Origin of the sequence: Lacimicrobium alkaliphilum (assembly GCF_001466725.1) — a bacterium.
Lineage (GTDB): Bacteria > Pseudomonadota > Gammaproteobacteria > Enterobacterales > Alteromonadaceae > Lacimicrobium > Lacimicrobium alkaliphilum_B.
The window spans coordinates 2,959,340-2,977,818 of the sequence record NZ_CP013650.1; the positions used below are offsets into that span (position 1 = coordinate 2,959,340).

General features: G+C 49.2%; 20 protein-coding genes. 9 read left to right on the plus strand and 11 right to left on the minus strand.

Annotation, left to right across the window (positions count from 1 at the left end; genetic code table 11):
* Positions 1-50 precede the first annotated feature (50 nt).
* From AT746_RS13410 to AT746_RS13420, 3 genes are read right to left on the minus strand one after another with little or no spacing between them, the layout of a single operon-like run.
* Positions 51-713, minus strand: a complete 663-nt coding sequence (locus AT746_RS13410; RefSeq protein ID WP_062481110.1) for a ChrR family anti-sigma-E factor — start codon at positions 711-713, stop codon at positions 51-53.
* On the minus strand, positions 706-1,320 hold the full coding sequence (locus tag AT746_RS13415; protein ID WP_062481112.1) for a sigma-70 family RNA polymerase sigma factor: 615 nt from the start codon (positions 1,318-1,320) through the stop codon (positions 706-708). Before AT746_RS13415 ends, AT746_RS13410 begins: the two co-directional genes overlap by 8 nt.
* 56 nt (positions 1,321-1,376) lie before the next feature.
* A complete protein-coding gene (locus AT746_RS13420; RefSeq protein WP_231731083.1) occupies positions 1,377-1,892 on the minus strand; it encodes an LON peptidase substrate-binding domain-containing protein in 516 nt (171 codons plus the stop codon).
* Between the two features lie 208 nt (positions 1,893-2,100).
* Here AT746_RS13420 and AT746_RS13425 point away from each other — a divergent pair, with 208 nt between their 5' ends.
* Genes AT746_RS13425 through AT746_RS13460 form a run of 8 tightly spaced genes read left to right on the plus strand, consistent with a single transcriptional unit; the run spans position 2,101 to position 8,023 of the window.
* Positions 2,101-2,529, plus strand: a complete 429-nt coding sequence (locus AT746_RS13425; RefSeq protein WP_062481116.1) for a nuclear transport factor 2 family protein — start codon at positions 2,101-2,103, stop codon at positions 2,527-2,529.
* A complete protein-coding gene (locus tag AT746_RS13430; protein ID WP_062481118.1) occupies positions 2,526-3,245 on the plus strand; it encodes an SDR family NAD(P)-dependent oxidoreductase in 720 nt (239 codons plus the stop codon). Before AT746_RS13425 ends, AT746_RS13430 begins: the two co-directional genes overlap by 4 nt.
* Entirely contained in the window at positions 3,242-4,504 is a 1,263-nt protein-coding gene (locus AT746_RS13435; protein ID WP_062481120.1) for an NAD(P)/FAD-dependent oxidoreductase, read from the plus strand. The genes AT746_RS13430 and AT746_RS13435 overlap by 4 nt, the downstream gene beginning before the upstream one ends.
* Positions 4,504-5,223, plus strand: coding sequence for a DUF1365 domain-containing protein (locus AT746_RS13440; RefSeq protein WP_062481122.1), 720 nt, complete (start codon positions 4,504-4,506; stop codon positions 5,221-5,223). Before AT746_RS13435 ends, AT746_RS13440 begins: the two co-directional genes overlap by 1 nt.
* Before the next feature lie 2 nt (positions 5,224-5,225).
* Positions 5,226-6,482: an SAM-dependent methyltransferase gene (locus tag AT746_RS13445; RefSeq protein ID WP_062481124.1), complete on the plus strand. Its 1,257-nt coding sequence runs from the start codon at positions 5,226-5,228 to the stop codon at positions 6,480-6,482.
* Positions 6,463-6,987, plus strand: coding sequence for a DUF2878 domain-containing protein (locus AT746_RS13450; protein WP_062481126.1), 525 nt, complete (start codon positions 6,463-6,465; stop codon positions 6,985-6,987). Before AT746_RS13445 ends, AT746_RS13450 begins: the two co-directional genes overlap by 20 nt.
* Positions 6,984-7,481, plus strand: a complete 498-nt coding sequence (locus AT746_RS13455) for a chalcone isomerase family protein (protein WP_062481128.1) — start codon at positions 6,984-6,986, stop codon at positions 7,479-7,481. The genes AT746_RS13450 and AT746_RS13455 overlap by 4 nt, the downstream gene beginning before the upstream one ends.
* A complete protein-coding gene (locus tag AT746_RS13460; protein ID WP_062481130.1) occupies positions 7,478-8,023 on the plus strand; it encodes a DUF3833 domain-containing protein in 546 nt (181 codons plus the stop codon). The genes AT746_RS13455 and AT746_RS13460 overlap by 4 nt, the downstream gene beginning before the upstream one ends.
* On the opposite strand, the gene glnB is transcribed toward AT746_RS13460, so the two are convergent.
* Positions 8,024-8,362 carry a nitrogen regulatory protein P-II gene (gene glnB / locus AT746_RS13465; protein ID WP_062481132.1) on the minus strand — a complete coding sequence of 113 codons (339 nt, stop codon included), beginning with the start codon at positions 8,360-8,362 and terminating at the stop codon, positions 8,024-8,026.
* Positions 8,359-9,207 carry an ammonia-dependent NAD(+) synthetase gene (gene nadE / locus AT746_RS13470; protein ID WP_062481135.1) on the minus strand — a complete coding sequence of 283 codons (849 nt, stop codon included), beginning with the start codon at positions 9,205-9,207 and terminating at the stop codon, positions 8,359-8,361. Before nadE ends, glnB begins: the two co-directional genes overlap by 4 nt.
* A 158-nt stretch (positions 9,208-9,365) precedes the next feature.
* Between nadE and AT746_RS13475 the strand changes: the two genes are divergently transcribed.
* Positions 9,366-9,920 carry a GspH/FimT family pseudopilin gene (locus AT746_RS13475; protein ID WP_231730939.1) on the plus strand — a complete coding sequence of 185 codons (555 nt, stop codon included), beginning with the start codon at positions 9,366-9,368 and terminating at the stop codon, positions 9,918-9,920.
* Between the two features lie 11 nt (positions 9,921-9,931).
* Here the strand turns inward: AT746_RS13475 and AT746_RS13480 are convergent, their stop codons facing one another.
* From AT746_RS13480 to AT746_RS13505, 6 genes are all read right to left on the minus strand, one after another.
* Entirely contained in the window at positions 9,932-10,381 is a 450-nt protein-coding gene (locus tag AT746_RS13480; RefSeq protein WP_062484233.1) for a type IV pilin protein, read from the minus strand.
* 16 nt (positions 10,382-10,397) lie between these two features.
* Positions 10,398-14,474, minus strand: coding sequence for a PilC/PilY family type IV pilus protein (locus tag AT746_RS13485; protein WP_062481139.1), 4,077 nt, complete (start codon positions 14,472-14,474; stop codon positions 10,398-10,400).
* Between the two features lie 8 nt (positions 14,475-14,482).
* Positions 14,483-15,055: a PilX N-terminal domain-containing pilus assembly protein gene (locus AT746_RS13490; RefSeq protein ID WP_062481141.1), complete on the minus strand. Its 573-nt coding sequence runs from the start codon at positions 15,053-15,055 to the stop codon at positions 14,483-14,485.
* Positions 15,052-15,906 carry a PilW family protein gene (locus tag AT746_RS13495; protein WP_062481143.1) on the minus strand — a complete coding sequence of 285 codons (855 nt, stop codon included), beginning with the start codon at positions 15,904-15,906 and terminating at the stop codon, positions 15,052-15,054. Before AT746_RS13495 ends, AT746_RS13490 begins: the two co-directional genes overlap by 4 nt.
* Complete coding sequence (pilV, locus tag AT746_RS13500) at positions 15,903-16,553, minus strand: type IV pilus modification protein PilV (protein WP_156413700.1); 651 nt, start codon at positions 16,551-16,553, stop codon at positions 15,903-15,905. The genes AT746_RS13495 and pilV overlap by 4 nt, the downstream gene beginning before the upstream one ends.
* A gap of 245 nt (positions 16,554-16,798) precedes the next feature.
* Complete coding sequence (locus AT746_RS13505; protein ID WP_062481147.1) at positions 16,799-18,466, minus strand: prepilin-type N-terminal cleavage/methylation domain-containing protein; 1,668 nt, start codon at positions 18,464-18,466, stop codon at positions 16,799-16,801.
* Positions 18,467-18,479 lie beyond the last annotated feature (13 nt).

Genomic DNA, 18,479 nt, shown 5'->3' on the forward strand with positions numbered 1-18,479 from the left:
GCGTTTTTTGTTTTTAATACTAATAATATCCATCCATCTGACTGATATTATTATTTAAAAAATAACTGACTAAAGGGATTAAGCAGCCTGGCAAGGCCTGACGTGAAATGCAGGGGCTTATCCAGAATACTGAATACCAGACATCCTTCATCAGCATCGGTATGGGGAGTGTGAATATGCTGGCCATCCCGGGCAATAAAATCTCCGGTGTCATAATCATGTACACCGTCTGAAAATTCACCATCCAGTACCAGAGTCAGTTCAGAGCCCCTGTGCGTATGCTCCGGCACCGAGCCCCCTTTTTCCATATAAATAAAATCGGCTCTGCCATCAATACCCAGATCCACTTTTGCCTGCCAGAGTTTTCCCGCCATATGAGACCAGCCGTTAATCTTGCTGGCATAGCGCTGCAAACTTCTTGGCAAGGTAAACTCTTTACCGTCAAGCTCAAGCTTTTGAGACTGGACTGGCACTTCGATTGCTGAAGCGGCTGGCATTTGCAATATGTTAGCCAGCATGGAATCGAAAGCCGGATCTGCGGGCGCTTTCTCAGCCATGGCCTCACGGGCCAGTTCAGCCTCAACCGACACCAGCTTTTGCTTGCAACAACGACACATGTCAATGTGAGCCGAAATTATCAGAGCTACACCAGGATCACACTGCCCTTGGGCAAACTCAGATAACTGTTGTGAATTGGGGTGTAATTTAATCATCTTGTTCTAACATCTCTCTTAATCGTTGCAATGCCAACCGGGTCCGGGACTTGACCGTACCCAATGGAATACCCAACTCATCTGCCACTTCCTGCTGAGATTTCCCTTCAATATAAATCGCTTCAATAACGGTTTTCTGTTTATGCGGCAGTTCTATAAACAATTGCCCCACCTGCTCCAGTGTCACCTGATGATCCAGGCTCACTTCAGCAGCCGACGCAGTCTGTTCGCACAGCACCGGCCACATATCTTCGGAACAGATATCTTCCTTTCGGTTCTTCTGCTTGCGCAGCATGTCATAACGGATGTTGCGGGCAATGGTAAAGATCCAGGTGGAAGGCGATCCCTTCTCGGCATTAAACAGGTGCGCTTTTTGCCACACATTCGCCAGGGTTTCCTGTACCAGTTCCATGGCCTGAGCGTCATTCTTCATCTGTTTTAAAGCATAGGAGCGCACTCGCGGCGCGAAATAGTGAAAGATTTTTGCAAAAGATCTCTGGCAGCGCTCACTTGCAACCGTTTGCAGGTACGCCGACATTTCATTTGCAATCTCCGGCCCAGCGGGCCGCTGTGTTTGCCTGGTTTCCAACTGAATCCCAACTAGCATTTTCCGTCACCCTTTACTCGATTTGACTCTTTGTACGGGTGTCAGAACGATAAAGATCAATTTACTAATTGTGTCAGAAAATTAAGCACCTTGCGGCAATCTTTTTGCTGCAGCAGCTCCTGCTTGCGCGACGCCTCAACCGGAACCAGCTCCAGCCACCGGAACATCACCCAGAGAGGATCGTCAAAACTCGGCTGCTGATACAGAGCTCTGATATCCGGAAAACGTTCAAATATCTGTTTCAGCTTGGTGCGCATCTGCACTATGGCGTCCTGCGGCAGCTCATAGTGCCAGGCGTCCAGCCAATGACACTGCCCCATTCTCAGGCCATCAGGCTCGGTTGTGATGTTGTCTATCCGGAAATAGCCCTGCCCTTCAACAGTCACCCCCAGCAGTCCGTCTTCAAGCAAATCAAAATCTGTCACCTTCACGTGGGTGCCTACCGGGTAGATATGCTGATTTGCCTTCTTGTCGCCCTGGGGATTAAGCATACAGATACCAAACTCCATTCTGCCGGCGCACGCTTCTTTCACCATGCGCAAGTATCGTGGCTCGAATATTCGCAGCGACATTCTGCCGCCGGTCAGTATATGCGCCGACAATGGAAACAGTGCAAGTTCGGTACCCGGGCTTTTCAATGCAGGCAACTTTTCAGGTTAAAGATATGGGGAAATACGCCCAGTGAAAGAAAAAGATCGAAAGCAACCCTATTAAGCCTGTACTTTAATATGATCCTTTTACTTATCCTGACGTAAAAATCACAGAAAAAACAGGAAGTTTATGAATACAGAATTATCAGAATTTCGCGCATTCTATGAGCAGTTACAGTCTTCTTCTCTGTCACAGTTACCTTCTGTGTATAGCGAGGATGTGCGGTTTATTGATCCTGTGGCAGAGCACCACGGCCTGGATGCCCTGGACACCTATTTTGGCAGGCTGCTGGAAAATTGTGGCGAATGCCGCTTCACCATTCACAGCTGTGTGCTGCAGGGGCAACAGGGCTTTGTGACCTGGACCATGATTTTCAGTCACCCGAAAGTGAAAAAGGGAGCCATGATCTGTGTGGATGGCTGCAGCGAAATCATGCTCAATACAGAGCAGAAAGTATGCCAGCAGCGTGATTATTACGACCTCGGAGCAATGCTGTACCAGCACCTGCCGCTTATAGGCCCGGTCATTAACTGGTTGAAAAAAAGGTTAAATTCATGAAGAGCATCCTTATTACTGGTGCCAGTTCGGGCATCGGCAAGGCTCTGGCGCTGGAGGCCAGCAAGCGCGGCTATCAGGTCATTGCCTGTGGTCGCAGCGAAGACAAACTCAACAAGCTTAAGTTGTCAGATGACAATATTCAGACGCTGGCATTTGATGTGACCGATCTGCATAGCTGCGAGCAGGCTCTGGCTGCCTGTCAGCCTGATATTGCAGTGCTGAATGCCGGCACCTGCGAATATGTCGATATACAGGACTGGCAGCCCGAGATGTTTAAAAGAGTGTTCGACGCTAATTTCTTCGGTGTCATCAACTGCCTCGGGCCGTTACTGAAGAATTTAAAACCCGGTAGTCAGATAGCCATCGTAGACAGTCTGGCCCGATTACTGCCATTTACCCGCAGCCAGGCTTATGGAGCCAGCAAAGCGGCGGTGCACTATCTGACCAAAAGCCTGGAAGTGGATCTGGCTGGCAGACATATCAGAGTACAGAGTGTTTCACCGGGTTTTGTAGAAACGCCCCTGACCGATAAAAACGATTTTGATATGCCCATGAAAATCAGCGCTGAACAAGCCGCCCGGCAAATGCTTGGCGGTCTGGAAAAAGGCAGCCGAACCATATACTTCCCATTGGTCTTCTCTCTGATGATCAGATTAATGGGCAAGTTACCTGACGCATTGCGGGTGGCTATTTGTAAGAGGATGAAGACGCAATGAGAAAACGCATTGCCATTATAGGAAGTGGTATTTCCGGCCTGGTTTGCGGCCACCTTTTACACCCCAAACATGATATCTGCCTGTACGAGTCAGAAGATTACATTGGTGGTCACACCCACACCGTCGATATTGAAGTCAATGGCCTCACCTATGCACTGGATACCGGCTTTATCGTCTTTAATGACTGGACTTACCCTAATTTTATCGCCCTGATGGACAAACTGGGGGTGAAAAAGCAGGCCACTGAAATGAGTTTCAGTGTGAAAAATCTGGGCAATTCTCTGGAGTACAATGGCAATAACATCAATAGCCTGTTTGCTCAGCGACGAAATCTTTTACGACCATGGTTCTATAGGTTCCTGGGCGAAATTCTGAGATTCAATAAGACCTGCAAGCAGGTGTTGGAGAAAGACACGCAGTCGCTGCCACTGACCCTGGGTGATTTCATCTATCAACAGGGATTCAGCGATCACTTCGCCGACAATTACATTCTGCCCATGTGTGCGGCAATCTGGTCTGCCAGCCTGGATGATGCCAGGCAGTTCCCGCTGCGCTTCTTCCTGCAATTTTTCAATAATCACGGGCTCTTGAACGTCAATCATCGCCCCCAGTGGTACACGCTGATTGGTGGCTCCAGAGCGTACATTGCACCGATGATACAGGGGTTCGAAAATAATATTATGCTGCGCAGTCCGGTTCAGAGCGTCAGTCAATCAGATAAGGGCTATAACGTCAGCGCCGCCAATCAGCCCGACAGAAAGTTTGATGAAGTGATCTTCGCCTGTCATAGCGATCAGGCGCTGGCTCTGCTCGCCGCTCCCTCAACCATGCAAAAAGAGATCCTTGGCGCGATGCCCTACTCAAGCAACGAAGTGGTGCTGCATACTGATACCAGTTTATTACCGAAACGAAAACTGGCCTGGGCCAGCTGGAACTACCTGCTCAAACAAAATGTCAGCGCCCAGCAACCTGCGTCAGTAACGTACAATATGAATATATTGCAACGACTAAGGGCTGATACCACATTCTGCGTTACACTCAATAACACTCAGGACATTGCACCGGAAAAAATTCTGCGTGAGTTCAGTTACAGCCATCCCCAGTTCGACCTCAATGGGTTGAAAGCCAGGGCCAGGCGAGATGAGATCTGTGGCCAGGATGGTTTGCACTTTTGCGGCGCTTATTGGTACAACGGCTTTCATGAAGACGGTGTCAGAAGCGCGCTGGATGTGTGCCAGCGGTTTGGAGCCAGTCTTTGATGCAAAGTGCAATCTATAGCGGCACTGTCTGGCATCACCGGCACCGCCCTAAAGTACACAGTTTCAAATATTCTATCAGCCTGTTCTGGCTGGATTTGCAGGATCTGCCGGCTCTGGAACAGGTTCGGGGGTTATCTGCGAAAAAGTGGGCGCCGGTAACCTTTCGCCGTAGCGATTATCTGAGCCATCCTGAGCGCCCACTGCAGCAAGTCGCACTGGAAAAAATGTCGACACTGGCAAATAGCCCCTTAGCCGGTAAGGTATTTATGCTCGGTCAGTTGCGCCTGTTCGGGCTCTACTTCAGCCCGGTTAATTTTTATTACCTTCAGCAGCCCGATGGCCACTTTAGTCATGTGCTGGCCGAAGTCAGTAATACCCCCTGGAATGAGAGACATTGCTATCTGGTGGATCTGAACAACCCGCAAGCCACCGAAAAAGCCTTTCACGTGTCTCCCTTTAATCCCATGCAGATGCACTACCACTGGCAGATCTCACAGCCTGAAGAGCAATTACAATTGGTCATTCGCTGTGACACCGACCAACGCCATTTTGATGCCGGTCTTCGTTTGCAAAAAAAATCTTTGAACTCAAAAACCCTGTTTCGCGTAATGCTTAGCACGATGACAATGAAAACCCTGGCAGGTATCTACTGGCACGCTCTGAGACTCCTTTTAAAAGGTGTGCCTGTGTACAGCCATACTGCGAAGGACAAGGAGTAACAATGCAATCCGGTGAACAAGTACTGAATCAATCGGGGCCACTGAACTGGTGGAACAGGCTTGCCAGAGCCAGTCTGTTGAATCTTCTGAGTCAATTACCTGAAGGGTACCTTGTACTCAAGGAAGATGGCGTGCTGATTGAACATTTCGGCAACCCCGACAGTGATATCAAAGCAGAAATAGACGTTTTGCATCCGGATTTTTATCCCAGAATTCTGCTCGGAGGCAGCGTCGCCTCAGGAGAAACCTTTGTGGATGGGTTGTGGCGGACCCCTGACATCACCTCGGTAATACGTTTGTTTGTCCGCAACATGCCGCTGTTAGACGAGCTTGAAGCCCGTCTTGGCTGGCTGCTCAAACCTGTCAATCTGATAAAAAAAATGCGTCGTAAGAATTCAAGAAACGGCGCAAAGAAGAACATTGCCGCCCACTACGACCTTGGCAATGAGCTGTATCGGCGCTTTCTGGACGACAGCATGATGTACTCTGCCGCGATTTACCCGAAACACCAGGCAACACTGCCTGAAGCACAGCAATACAAGCTTCGCCATATCTGTGAAAAGTTATCTTTGGGCCCTGAAGATCATCTGCTTGAAATTGGCACCGGCTGGGGTGGTCTGGCACTTTTTGCAGCACAGGAATATGGCTGCAAGGTGACCACCACAACCATTTCCGAAGAACAGTTCAGCTATGCACGGTCTCAGATAGAGTCAGCCGGACTGCAGGACTGCATTACACTGCTGAATAAAGACTACCGGGATTTGCAGGGGCAATATGACAAACTGGTTTCTATCGAGATGATTGAAGCGGTAGGACAGGAATACCTGCCGGTTTTCTTTAAAAAGTGTAATGACCTGCTTAAACCGGGCGGCTTGATGTTACTGCAGGCCATCACCATCAGTGAGCCCAGATTCGAGACCTACAGTAAGAGTCAGGACTTTATCCAACAGCATATTTTCCCGGGCGGCTTTTTACCTTCACTGCATCTGCTCAGCGAGCATATCGCCAAACGCACCGATATGGTCATACGGGACTGCCATGACATTGGGCTGCACTATGCACAGACACTCAATGACTGGCATCAGCGTTTTTTAAGCCGCAGCGACGAACTGTTACCGCTGGGATATGACGAACGCTTTATGCGCTTGTGGCGCTTCTATTTCTGCTACTGTGAAGGCGGCTTTTTAGAGCGTACTATCAGCGCGGTGCAGCTGTTAACCAGCAGACAGGGATACCGGGATGCCGTTAATCGCCTCTAAACCCTGGTTTAATCTGATATGGTTTCAGGTGTTCTGGTTCACAGCGGTGTTGGGCCAGCACCAGACTGTATTGTTGCTGGTGCTGCTGCTGGCACTGCATTTTCTGTTACTACCGCAACGCAAGCAGGAACTCTTGCTGATAGTGCTGTGTGCTCCTCTTGGCATGATTATCGACAGCCTGTTGAGCTTTTACGCCGTGTTTGAGTTCCGTCACCTCTCTGATGGTCTTATCCCCTTATGGCTGGCAGGTCTGTGGATAGCATTTACTGCTACCCTGCGGCATGGTATGGCCTTCTTTCTGTCTCGCCCTTATCTCGCTGCGGGTTGCGGTGCCATTGCTGGACCGCTGAGTTACTTTGCCGGACAACGACTGGGGGCGGTAGAGTTCGGCCTGCCTGTTGTCACCACCCTGCTGCTTCTGGGGGGTATCTGGGCCTTGCTGTTCCCCTTATTTATCTTTATCACCAACAGAATTAATCAGCACACAGCACAGGTGAGTTTATGAAGCTTTTGATTTTAGCCTTGCTGATATGCACAGGCATTGTGCAGGCATCCCCTGTTCAGGATCTGCAAAAGGTCGGAGACGCCCGCCTTAAGGTATGGTTTTGGGAAGTGTACGAGTCTAGTCTGTATACGGCTTCGGGCCAGTACAATGCAAAAAACTACCCCATTGCCCTGCAAATCGATTATCTGCGCGACATCAGCGCAGCGGATCTGGTGGAGGCCACCGCTGAGCAGTGGCAGAAACAGGGCCTGGATGATAAACGCACATCCCCCTGGATTGAAAGGATAAAAGCACTTTGGCCGGATATCCGCAAAGGCGATCAGCTTATCTTCAGAGTCGATAACAATCAAAAGGGGCGTTTCTATTACAACCAGGAACCGCTGGGAGAAGTTGAGGATACAGACTTTGCACCGGCGTTCCTCGGCATCTGGCTCGCCCCCAACACCGAGTACCCGAAGCTAAGAGAAAAATTGATCCAAAGGAGCGACCAATGAAAGCCCTGCTATTGCTATGCACCATATTACTCAGCGCCTGTTCAGCGTCACTGGATGATTATGCCAATAACAAACCCGACTTTAATCTGCCTGAATACTTTGACGGTAATATTACCGCCTGGGGGATCATTGAAGACTACAGCGGTACCCTGACCCGACACTTTTGCGTGGATATTGTTGGTACCTGGGAGAATAATCAGGGCCAGTTACATGAAACCTTCTACTTTGATGATGGCGAGCAACAGGTACGCATCTGGGAACTGCAGATATCTGAGGATGGAAAAGTGACCGGGCGGGCTAATGATGTCGTCGGTGAAGCCAGCGGAGCAATCCGGGGCAATGCCTTTAACTGGAAGTATGTGCTGGAGGTGCCCATCGATGGTTCAGTGTATGAGCTTGCCGTTGATGACTGGCTGTATCGCCTCGATCAGCACAGACTCATGAACCGTTCCTACATGAAAAAGTTCGGTGTGACTGTGGCCGAAATATCAATTTACTTTGATAAGTCCCGGCCACTGAAAAGCTGTACTCAGAGCAGTTGATCAGACTGCGTCTTCGTTCTCTTCACCGGTACGGATACGCACTACCCGCTCTACTTCGTAGACAAAGATTTTACCGTCACCGATTTTGCCGGTTTGCGCTGTCTGCATAATGGCCTCAATCGCCCTCTCTGCCTGCTCATCGGGCAATACCAGGTCAATTTTCACTTTCGGCAGAAAGTCTACCTGGTACTCTGCCCCGCGATAGAGCTCCGTATGCCCTTTCTGACGGCCGAAACCTTTAACTTCAGTGACCGTCATGCCGGTTACACCCACATCAGCCAGCGCTTCCCGTACATCGTCCATCTTGAACGGTTTGATAATGGCTTCTATTTTTTTCACGTTTCACTCCTTAACTCATCGTAAATCGTCGGTATGGGTTGGCGCTTATGCTGGGTGCGCTGGTAGATATAGATCAATTTCTCTGTAACATCAGGGGCCACAGGTTTTCCTTCGAGAAAATCATCAATCTGATCATAGGTCAGCCCTAGCGCCTCTTCATCTGCTTTCTGCGGACTCAATGACTCTAAATCTGCAGTGGGCGGTTTCTTAATAATATGGGACGGCGCCCCCAGTTTTTCTGCCAGCAGACGCACCTGACGTTTATTCAGACCAAACAGAGGGGCCAGATCACAGGCACCGTCACCAAATTTGGTATAAAAGCCAGTGATATTCTCAGCAGAATGATCGGTGCCCAACACCATACCATCCAGCATACCGGCAACCTCATACTGGATCACCATCCGTGTTCTGGCTTTTACATTACCTTGCACAAAGTCCTGTTTGCCTTTGTCGTCCGGCAACAACCCCTGTTTCTCCAGTGCATCGCTGGTTTGCTGATGAATGGCATCGGCACCGGGCTGCACGTTGACAGAAATCACCTGGGTCGGCTGAATAAAATCAATACTGGTCTGAGCATCCTGCTCATCCGCCTGCACAGAGTATGGCAGGCGCACCGCAATAAACTGGTAGCGCTCATGATGCTCCTGATTCAGTTCATTCACCGCCAGTTGTGCCAGTCGCCCTAAGGTACAGGAGTCAATACCACCGCTGATCCCCAGCACCAGCGTATGCAGACCTGAGTGACGCAAATGCTGTTTGATAAAATTGACCCGCCGGGTAATTTCAAAATCCGTATCTATTTCGGGTAAAACCCGCATCTCGTCAATAATCGCCTGTGCGTTCATTCTTCATTCTCAAGCAACAAACAGAATGGCTATGATAAAAAATAATCTCGCCTTTTGCTGAGATTTCTTACCATAACAAAGCTGGTATCCCAATACCCTATAATACCCATTCCCCTGTATGCTAAGAAGTAGTCAAAAACATTGTAAAGAGGTTTGATGTGAAAGGCTCGAACAAGCAGCAAGGAGTAACCCTGATGGAACTGATGATCACCCTGGTGATTATCGGTATTCTGATCACTGTGGTTGCGCCCAGTGTGGCGGAAATACTGACAAGAAACCGGATCACGGCTCAGGTCAATGAAACCAGCGGTGTCATTCAGCTCGCACGTCATACCGCCATTGATGAGCAGAGTAATACCATCGTTTGCCCGACAGCGGATTTTTCGACCTGCAGCAACGACTGGGGCCTCGCCAAGATGGTTTTTGTTGATCTTGATCAGAGTGGTGACCGGGGTGACGATGAAGAGATCCTGGCTGGTACCAGTGTCAGCCCTGAGGGATTAAATATCAGTGGCCCGGCGGCTGCCATTTTATTTAACGGTGATGGCACTGCCTCAGCCCCGGCCACCATATTGATCTGTGACCAGGACAATACCGATAAATTTGCCAGAGCTCTGCTGCTGACACTACAGGGCAGGGTTAAAATCAGTCAGGACAGCAATAACGACGATATTCATGAAGATCTCGCGGGTACAGCTTTAAGCTGCAGCTGATAAAGGACTAATTAGCAGCTCCAGCAATATTCCGATGCTGCGAGAGCACCGTTATTATTTTTATCCCAGGCCTTACGCCCGTCACTGAAATAAAACAGATCACCGTCATCCGCCTGCGGTGTTCCGGCGACAGGCTCAGCCTTGAGGCGATAGCTGTTGCCACTGGCAGAAACCTGTTCAATGGTTAAATTATAACGCTTATTTGCTGCAGGCTCACTGGACGGTGAATGTGCATGGAACACAGCAGGAGCGCCAGTATCACCTCCGTCAGCAGCTCCCTTATAACTGAAGTTAGCCGCTTTGTGCCGTTCCATTGCCGCTGCCAACGCCATCAAATCAGACTGCGCCCCCCCCCTGTTACTGCTGACCATAAAGCTCATGTATGAGGGGTAAGCGATACTGGCTATGATGCCAATAATAGCAACTGTTATCATCAACTCGATCAATGAGAACCCACGCATTGTGCTGCCAACAATATTATTGCTCACGTTCGCTCTCCGTTTTCCAGCTGCTTCTTTGCACCCGCTCGAAGCGGCCATAAATATTCTCAGCCAGACACTCAAAATCAGTCCCACATTCCTGATTAGGATCCTTTACCGCAGAGGTACATTCCGTCCCCAGACATACAACCGGATTGACGATGTCCTCAATCAGAATCTTGGTATCCGGCGCAATCCCTGTCTGCTTTAAATCTGCATGACGGTCAACATGCTCTTTTTCACCATTTTGGTTCAGATCTGTCACCGCGTTACCATTCACCAGCTCAACCAGATAAGCACGGCTGTTACCCGTTGGCGGTGCGCAAATGCTGTCGCTGGCTGACGCCGGCAAGTAGGTGGTGAAGAAGATACGGTAATTAAGGATCAGCGGTGACGCCAGTACTTTTTCGCCACCGCTACCCAACTGAATCATCCAGCCATGTTTTTCTGCAAAGGCTGCCGCTTCCAGTTGTTGCTGGTCAGCATCACTGCTGGTCAGCAGATGGGCCGTTGCATCATAAAGATCACTCGCTGTATAAGCTGTCTCCGGCAAACTGTAATTGCCGTCCTGATCAATCTGGAATACCCCAGAATCCTTGATCATATAGAAATTATCCTGAATTTCCGTGTTCAGTGGATGAGCCCGATACCCTGAACCAAGGGCAACGGCATAGTAATGCTCATTGGCCAGGCTAACTTCAGAAACATCCGGACCATAATAGAAACGACGATTGTCCGCGGCACTGTCATCGGCTGAGAATGAGGCCAGCAGACCACCGCTAACCAGATCGGAAACCGATTCACCGTTATGAATATCCAGCCGGAATAACTGACCACCGGTATCCGCCACGTACATATGATCTGCGATACCGTCGTTTTCACGATCTATTACCGAAATACGTGCCGGAATGCTGTATTGCATCTGCGACAGATTTAAATCAGCGCCGGTCTTACCCGCGCGCCACAACAATGCTCCGGTATCAGCATCAACCATAAATACAGCATTACCAGTAACATCCGGTGCCCGGTTAACCTTGTTGTCCTGATCTTCATCATAGCCACCGCCAAATATGAGTACATTTTTTGTGCTGCCACCGATATTCACCTTGGTCAGTGTAGGCCGCGACCAGCTTTGTCCCAGTTGCTCGAATCCGGTACTCCCCCCCTCAATTTTAAACAATAAAGAAGGAGAGGTTTTATTAGTAATATCAAACGCATAGTAATTATTACCACCACGGCGCATGCCCACATAAAGGATCTTCTGGTTGCCCTTGTTGCGTAACACCAGATCTCCGTCCAGACCATATATATGGTTAAAGCTGGAGTTATCCTGGTAAAAGTCATACAGGTTAGTCAGCAGTTCCTTGGGGGTGATAGCAAAGTTTTCCTCACCTGTTTCAGCATCAAATGAATGCAGAAATCCCTGGTTGGTTGCCACCAATATAGCACTGTCGGTAGCTGAATAATTGACAATCACAGGTTGAGAATGAATGGGATCCCCCATCTGTAAGCGCACATCGGTTGTATCACCATCATTGTCATTATCAAATACATCAACGCCTCTGGCCCATTTCAGCACCTGTGAGCGCAGGACGTCTTCATCAGCCTGTTCAGGGATACCCAGGTTAGCAACCGTAATATCATCATTGTTTTCATGTAATTTGTTGCTGTCATTGACGATACTGCCGGTACTATTGAAAAAGTGGATATTCCTGAGTAAATCAAGCTGGCTGGCAGCGCCACCTTCACGCACATCATTGCCGTCAGCCATGATAGACCAGTAGCTATGAGCGTTGTCGTGGAAAAAGCCACTACCGTCATCCACTGCGTCATTACCGTTTTTATCAAGAATGGTATCTCCGCTAATCTTGTACTTTTTCAGGTTGCCGGGCCAGATCGCCCCTTCAGCAGGCTTGAACAAGGCAAAGTACAGTTCATCCTTATGCGTCAAACGATTTAACTGGTTGACCGCGACACCGGGGGAAACAAATGTCGCATTCACATCTTTTACTGTTTTCAGAATGCTCTGAAACGCCTCAATCAGGTTTTCCGCATTATCTGCCTGATAAAATCCGCCACCACCATTTAGCGCCAGCTGATTAAGGTAGTTATTGGCTTGTGCATTAGCAGCGAATCCTATGGTGTGCGTAATAATTCTGGCATCAATCACTGAATCGCCCGTTTTGCTGATATTTTTCACCAGATCGATACCGCATTTTTCTCCACCACTGGCATCCATGCAGGTTTCACCCAGCAACGCCTGGATTTCACTGACACTGTGGTTATTATTGGCCTCACCATCAGACAATAGAACAATATGATTATTGGTCTGGCATTGCAGATCAGTGATTGGTGACAGGTACGTGGCACCAGAAGGAATGTACTCATTGATGCAGTTGTAATTGGTCGGATCATCCTCCGTACAACCTGGGGGCAATACAGCATCTGCACCGGCGTAAGACAATCTGTGGCTCACCCTGGTTGCTCTTCTGACCGAACTGCTGACAGAGCCAGTCCCTCTGGTCAGACCATAATCCACCGGTAAGCCACCATAATAATTAACGGCTTCGTATAATGTATCGACAATGGGCGTGAGACCATTGGCTGACAGCTCATCCACTTTATTGATCAGGTGATCACGCACTGTCGATACGGATTCAGGAGTTGCATCACCTCTGTATTTTATGACCAGGCGAGGGGCACCTGAAGGCTTGCCGTCATAACTGTAGGCTCCTCTGTTACCCGTTATATCAGAAACAATTAACGCCATCGCGTTGCCCGCCTGCCAGCCATCCCTGTCAATCACCTGCTGAATCACGCTTTTCAGAGACGGACTCTGGTAATCGTTGTTCTTGTACCAGGCGGGAATATTGTTCCAATTAACACTGTCAGTCTTAGCAACATCTTTTAGCATGTAACGTTGATGCGGACTATAGTCTTCAGCGTCATCAACATTAGCAGCGGCAATATTAAAAGATGCCCCCCAGCCAGTACGATGCTGATAAGCAGTAAACTCAAGGTATGCCTCTTCTATTTCCGCTCCCTGAGGGATAATGATATTCTCAAATCGCATGCCAATGTAGGCATTGTAATAGTCATTAAAAGTCAGTTCCGTAAGAGTGGAATCATAGCCATTGTGCTTCTCTTCGCTATTATTGCCCTGCGAGCTGACCTGATAGATAGACTGGCCGGAAATACAACCTGTGGCACTGAGCTTGTCATAGGTTACCACGAGCTGCGCGGACTGCCCCTCCCCTTGGTCATTGGCCCTGATCAGCCTGGAGCTGGCCCCACTGCTACCCTCACCTGTTATCAGCATATTCAGATCATTGCCGCCACACCATTCAGGTTGATCGACAATTTCCTGTATTACCGCACTGATGTCAGGCGTATTGATAAGCTCTCCCGTGGCGGGCCAGTCGTTATCAGTATCCCACTGGATACTGTTGAGGGTTTTCGTCCTGCTGCTCAGATTGTTAGCGCCGTTGTCAAATTCTGCAGCCTGAGCTGCCTTTTCAGCGGCCAGGTTAATAGAAACCGCCCCGGTACTTAGCTGTGCCGAAGTAAAGCGAATAGATGCCGAAGTGATTGTGGCGCCCTGAGGTATATTAATATCCGAAAATCTCAGGCCTGATGTGACCGTGTCAGTTCCTTCCACCAGCTTCAGGTTATTAGTATAAAGGCTGACCACGCCACTTTTTTCGTGACCATCATCTGCCGGCTGAGCGATGGATGTGATGAATTCCGGCTCCACAGGTTCATCGATATTACGGACCGGATATAAGACAGGACCGCCAAAATCGGAGAAGCGCATCAGGCCTGCATTGATGTTTGTGACAGAAGAAAGCACCGATTTCAGTCCTTCCTGCACTTTCGTCATCCTGTTAGTGGTGGTGCCATCCTTACTCCCCATACTGCCGGAAGTATCCATAATAAACAGCACGTTAGGATTGAAACTAACCTGATTATTACCCGCTCCCAGATAAATCTCCAGATCATCGCCCATTGCAGTCAGGCTAATCATTGCGCTGAGCAAACAGGCAGTAAAGGAAACAAACGCTCTACGGATATACATACAACCCCCTACTGGTTACCCGATGCTGGCGCAAATACGGCCGCTTTTTGTGTATTGGCCACAGCCAGAGACTGATCTTCCAACTTTCCGCAACCACGGATAAGAAATACATGGCAACTGATATTGCTGCCACCGATAACATTGCTGGACCCCAGACAGGCTTGTTCACGCACAAATGCTGTACGCGACCAACTGGCCGTTTTGGGGCTGGTGTAATAGTCGCCAGCCGCCTGATGCAATGTTCCTGCAGTCAGACCTGCCTGAGTTAATTGTCTGGATGTCCACTCAACCTGTTCAAAACAACTCAGCGACTCATTTTCCAGATCAATAGCATCATCCTGACGGGCTTCTGATAAAGGATCCATAAGGTTGTCATCAGTCAGTACGGCTGTGTCTTCGGACTCAAAAATCACGCCAGCAATAGCTGCCTCGGCAGCGTCGAACGCCAGTAGCTGACGCTCCATCGACTGGGACATTTTACTTTGCATCAGACTGCTGCTGACTGAAGAGACACCAAGAATGGTCAGACTCATCAGGACCAGCAGTGCTAATACCAGAACTAAACCTTGCTGCTGTTTCATATCTTTCTGCTCTTCTGCTGATTCTTCACATTGCGCAGTGAAATGGTCGTTTCAAATGTCTTGTACAATTTCTTTTCTGCCGGAGTAAAAGCATCTTCATTGAGTAAGCGAACTTCGGGGACTGTGTCTATACGGACTTCGCCGTCACCCTCCAATAGTACTGCGACTCTGATTGACACAATTCCAGACTCTGCATCCCGCTCATCCGCCAGCTCATTAGCCGTCACATACCTTAGCGGCCTGGCACTGAAATCACCTGCGGCCTGATTATTGGCAATACCGTAGAGCACCTGAAAACTCTGCACCTGATCCATCAAGGTAAAAGCAGCGTCACCGTTATTTCCCTCTGCCACCTTTTGCCCCCTGAGCACCCGCCCGTCGAATCCGCGGCATTTGAGCTGACTGTCCTGAACAAAATACTCGTTGACCACAAAGAATTCTTCATCGTCCTGATAGCCGAGCTTATAGCCTCTGCAATCCCTCAGCCCCTGAAAAGCAACCACCAGCACATCATTGGCTCCGTTTGCGCCCTGCACAGCGCCAAGCCCCGGACGACCAATAAAATCACCGGCAAGAATAACCGGTCGGTTTTGCAGGAATGCAGCTTCATCAACAATATCCACATCGGTATTCAGATTAGGGGAAAGGGGGTCATACAGGCCTGTCATCATCAGCTCACTGCGCATACGACTGATAAAAAAGCGGCCATTTTCCTGAACAGAAGCAACCGAGCGATTTACCCGTTCTGTAATCTGGTTGCTAATCATCACCTGAATAATAGCGGCGGAAATGATCAGCCCGAGCGTCAGGCTGATCATCAGCTCAACCAAACTAAAACCACGCTGATTCATAAGGTCACATCCAGCACAACGCAATCCTGCGGCTCTGCGTCGGCATCAGGGTTGCAGATCGGGTTCAGTTCACGATCAATGTTCTGCCAGTTCTCCACCGGCCATGACAGCAAAATACGATGCCTGGAGCCGGCACTGCAACTGTCTCCGTCTGCCGCGTTGTTATCCGTGCAGGTTAAGGAAAGCTGCGCCATGGGGTTACTGCTGGCAAGCGCACAGCTGACCTGGTAGCCATCAAAAACAGCAAACTGTGCTTCACTGCACTGACCTGCACTGCAATCCGGAATATCCGCAGGCAGGGCCAGGCAATAACATTGATAGGGATTGCCACCGTCACAACCACTGAGATTGGAAAAGTTATAGATGTCCTGGTCAAAATAGCCATTGTTCACTACCAGCCCATCGCCACTATCAGACAATACGGCACTGGCCCTGAGCCTCTCGGCAAGTTGCTGATTCAGAATAACGGCCTGGGAACGGTTCAGAGCATCAGCATTGGAAAACGAGCCGATAAACTGCAGTGATGCAACACCCAGCAAACCGATAGAAAGGATAAACAAGGTGACTAATACCTCAATCATACCTACCCCCCTGCTGCATTTAAGCGCAGTTTGTCGACATTCATGAGTTCTATAACCAGCGAGCATAACCCTTCCACATCAGCGAATAAATTTACATACTTAACTGTTGCCTTTTCCGAAGACCGGCAAGGCCACTTAAACTATTAAGGCAAGTTAAATCTAGCACAGAGAGTGACCCCGCTCGTTATAAAAAGCCATGGTCAGGTATGAAAATTAAACAGAGTAGTGCACGTCTGAATGGCATCACGTACACAGAATGTGCTTGTTCAGATTATAGCAGCACCGTTGCTCCAGGTGCTGTCCGGGAGTTTTTAATCGACAGTGACCTTTACAGAGTTGTCAGTTCTGACAGTCTGATATTCGAGCGGTGACAAGGCGTCAACACCTGTTATACCAGCATTAAAAGGGTAGGATACCACTGTAACGACAGCATTGCCCTTATTCAGCGCTTCCAGCCGCCCCCGGCTATACGTATCATAATAGCTCGTCTCGGGGTCCACCAGTGTCTGTATATTCTCCTGGGTAACATTAGCTATCTGCGGATTATCCACCGACCAGATGGCCACCAGGGTCAGGTTAATGTCATAGAAAGGGGTTATCGTTTTCCAACTGTCATCACCTACTGAGATTTTATCCAGTACTTTTTGTTGGTGCTCGGTTGTCATCCTGTCCAGATAGATCCCTCTTGCCAGCAACTGATACGCGCCGGGTTTAACAATAACATCACGGTCATCAGGTCGCGCCGGGGCAGCAAGTCCCAGTATACTTTTGCTGATAAGCGATTCGGTATAGCTCATATACGACTCAAGCTTGCCCTCTTCGAGCAGATATTTGTCGTCAAAAGTAATAATATCCAACAGCTGCCAATCGGGATAAAGCTGGAACAGGCCGTCAACGCGCTTAAAACGGCATACCTCGTTGTATTGCTCACCTACTCCTGCCGCCAGTGAGAAATTGCCCTGGCCATCATGAGAATAATGTTTGTGTGGTGCTCCCTCCTCGGCCCGGTAATACACTTCGTTTGCTATCATCTCAGCAGTGTCATGATGATCCCGGCAACATTGCGTGCACAATGCTGGCTGTTTGTCTGTCGCAGGTTGGCCGGTTGTTTTGGTGATCATCTCACCCGGCTGAACCATTAATTCTTCGTCGATCAAAACGGTCATATGAGGCGTAGCACCACTTCCTGTACCTGCTATCTGACATTCACAGTCCACGGTAAGAAAATCTTCCTGCTCTAGTTTGGTCACATCATCCGGCAATTCAATGTACTTTACTGTCTCAAACTGAACCTGAGTATTGTCCCCAAGCTTGCTGACTTCTGGTACAGGTTTACTGGTTTCAACTTTCTGGTTATTGCCCAGATCATAAGCAATCACATCCGGGGCAAGGCCTGGGGTGTAAGTAACAGTGGGAGAGGCCTTGGTGTTATCAGACTCACTGATTGCCTGATAGCTATCAGCCTGAGTCACCGGAGCAATACTGGCATGTAAGGATAAAGATTGAGCGTTGCCCTGCCTGTCAGTCCAGTTTACCGTCACTGTCACCTGTTTTTGTGCCGGCCAGGGTGGCAGTACGGCTGGCAAATCCGGATCCCCGCTGTCCAGCCAGCTATCCGGGCTGCCATCTGCATCCGTATCCACAAAATACTGCTGGGTGACCTGCCAGTTACGGTTAAAGGTGTATGTCTGGTCGTCATCTGAGGTTAGTGTTACCTGAGCTTCTCCTGCTGGCAAGTCACCACCGGCGTCATCGGCAATATCCGCATAAGAGAATACGCCGGGTGTTGCCTGGACCACCGTAAAACTGCGCAAATCTTCGAGTTTTTCCTGGGCAAGCTGCATGGCTACAGAGCGCTGATTGGTTTTTGCATCGCCTTTTATATATACGCTCTGGAGGGTCACATAACCTGTTACCCCAAGCATAATAATCAGTGCAGCGACAAGCACTTCAATTAGTGTAAAACCTTTGGTTTTCATAATGTCACTCCTG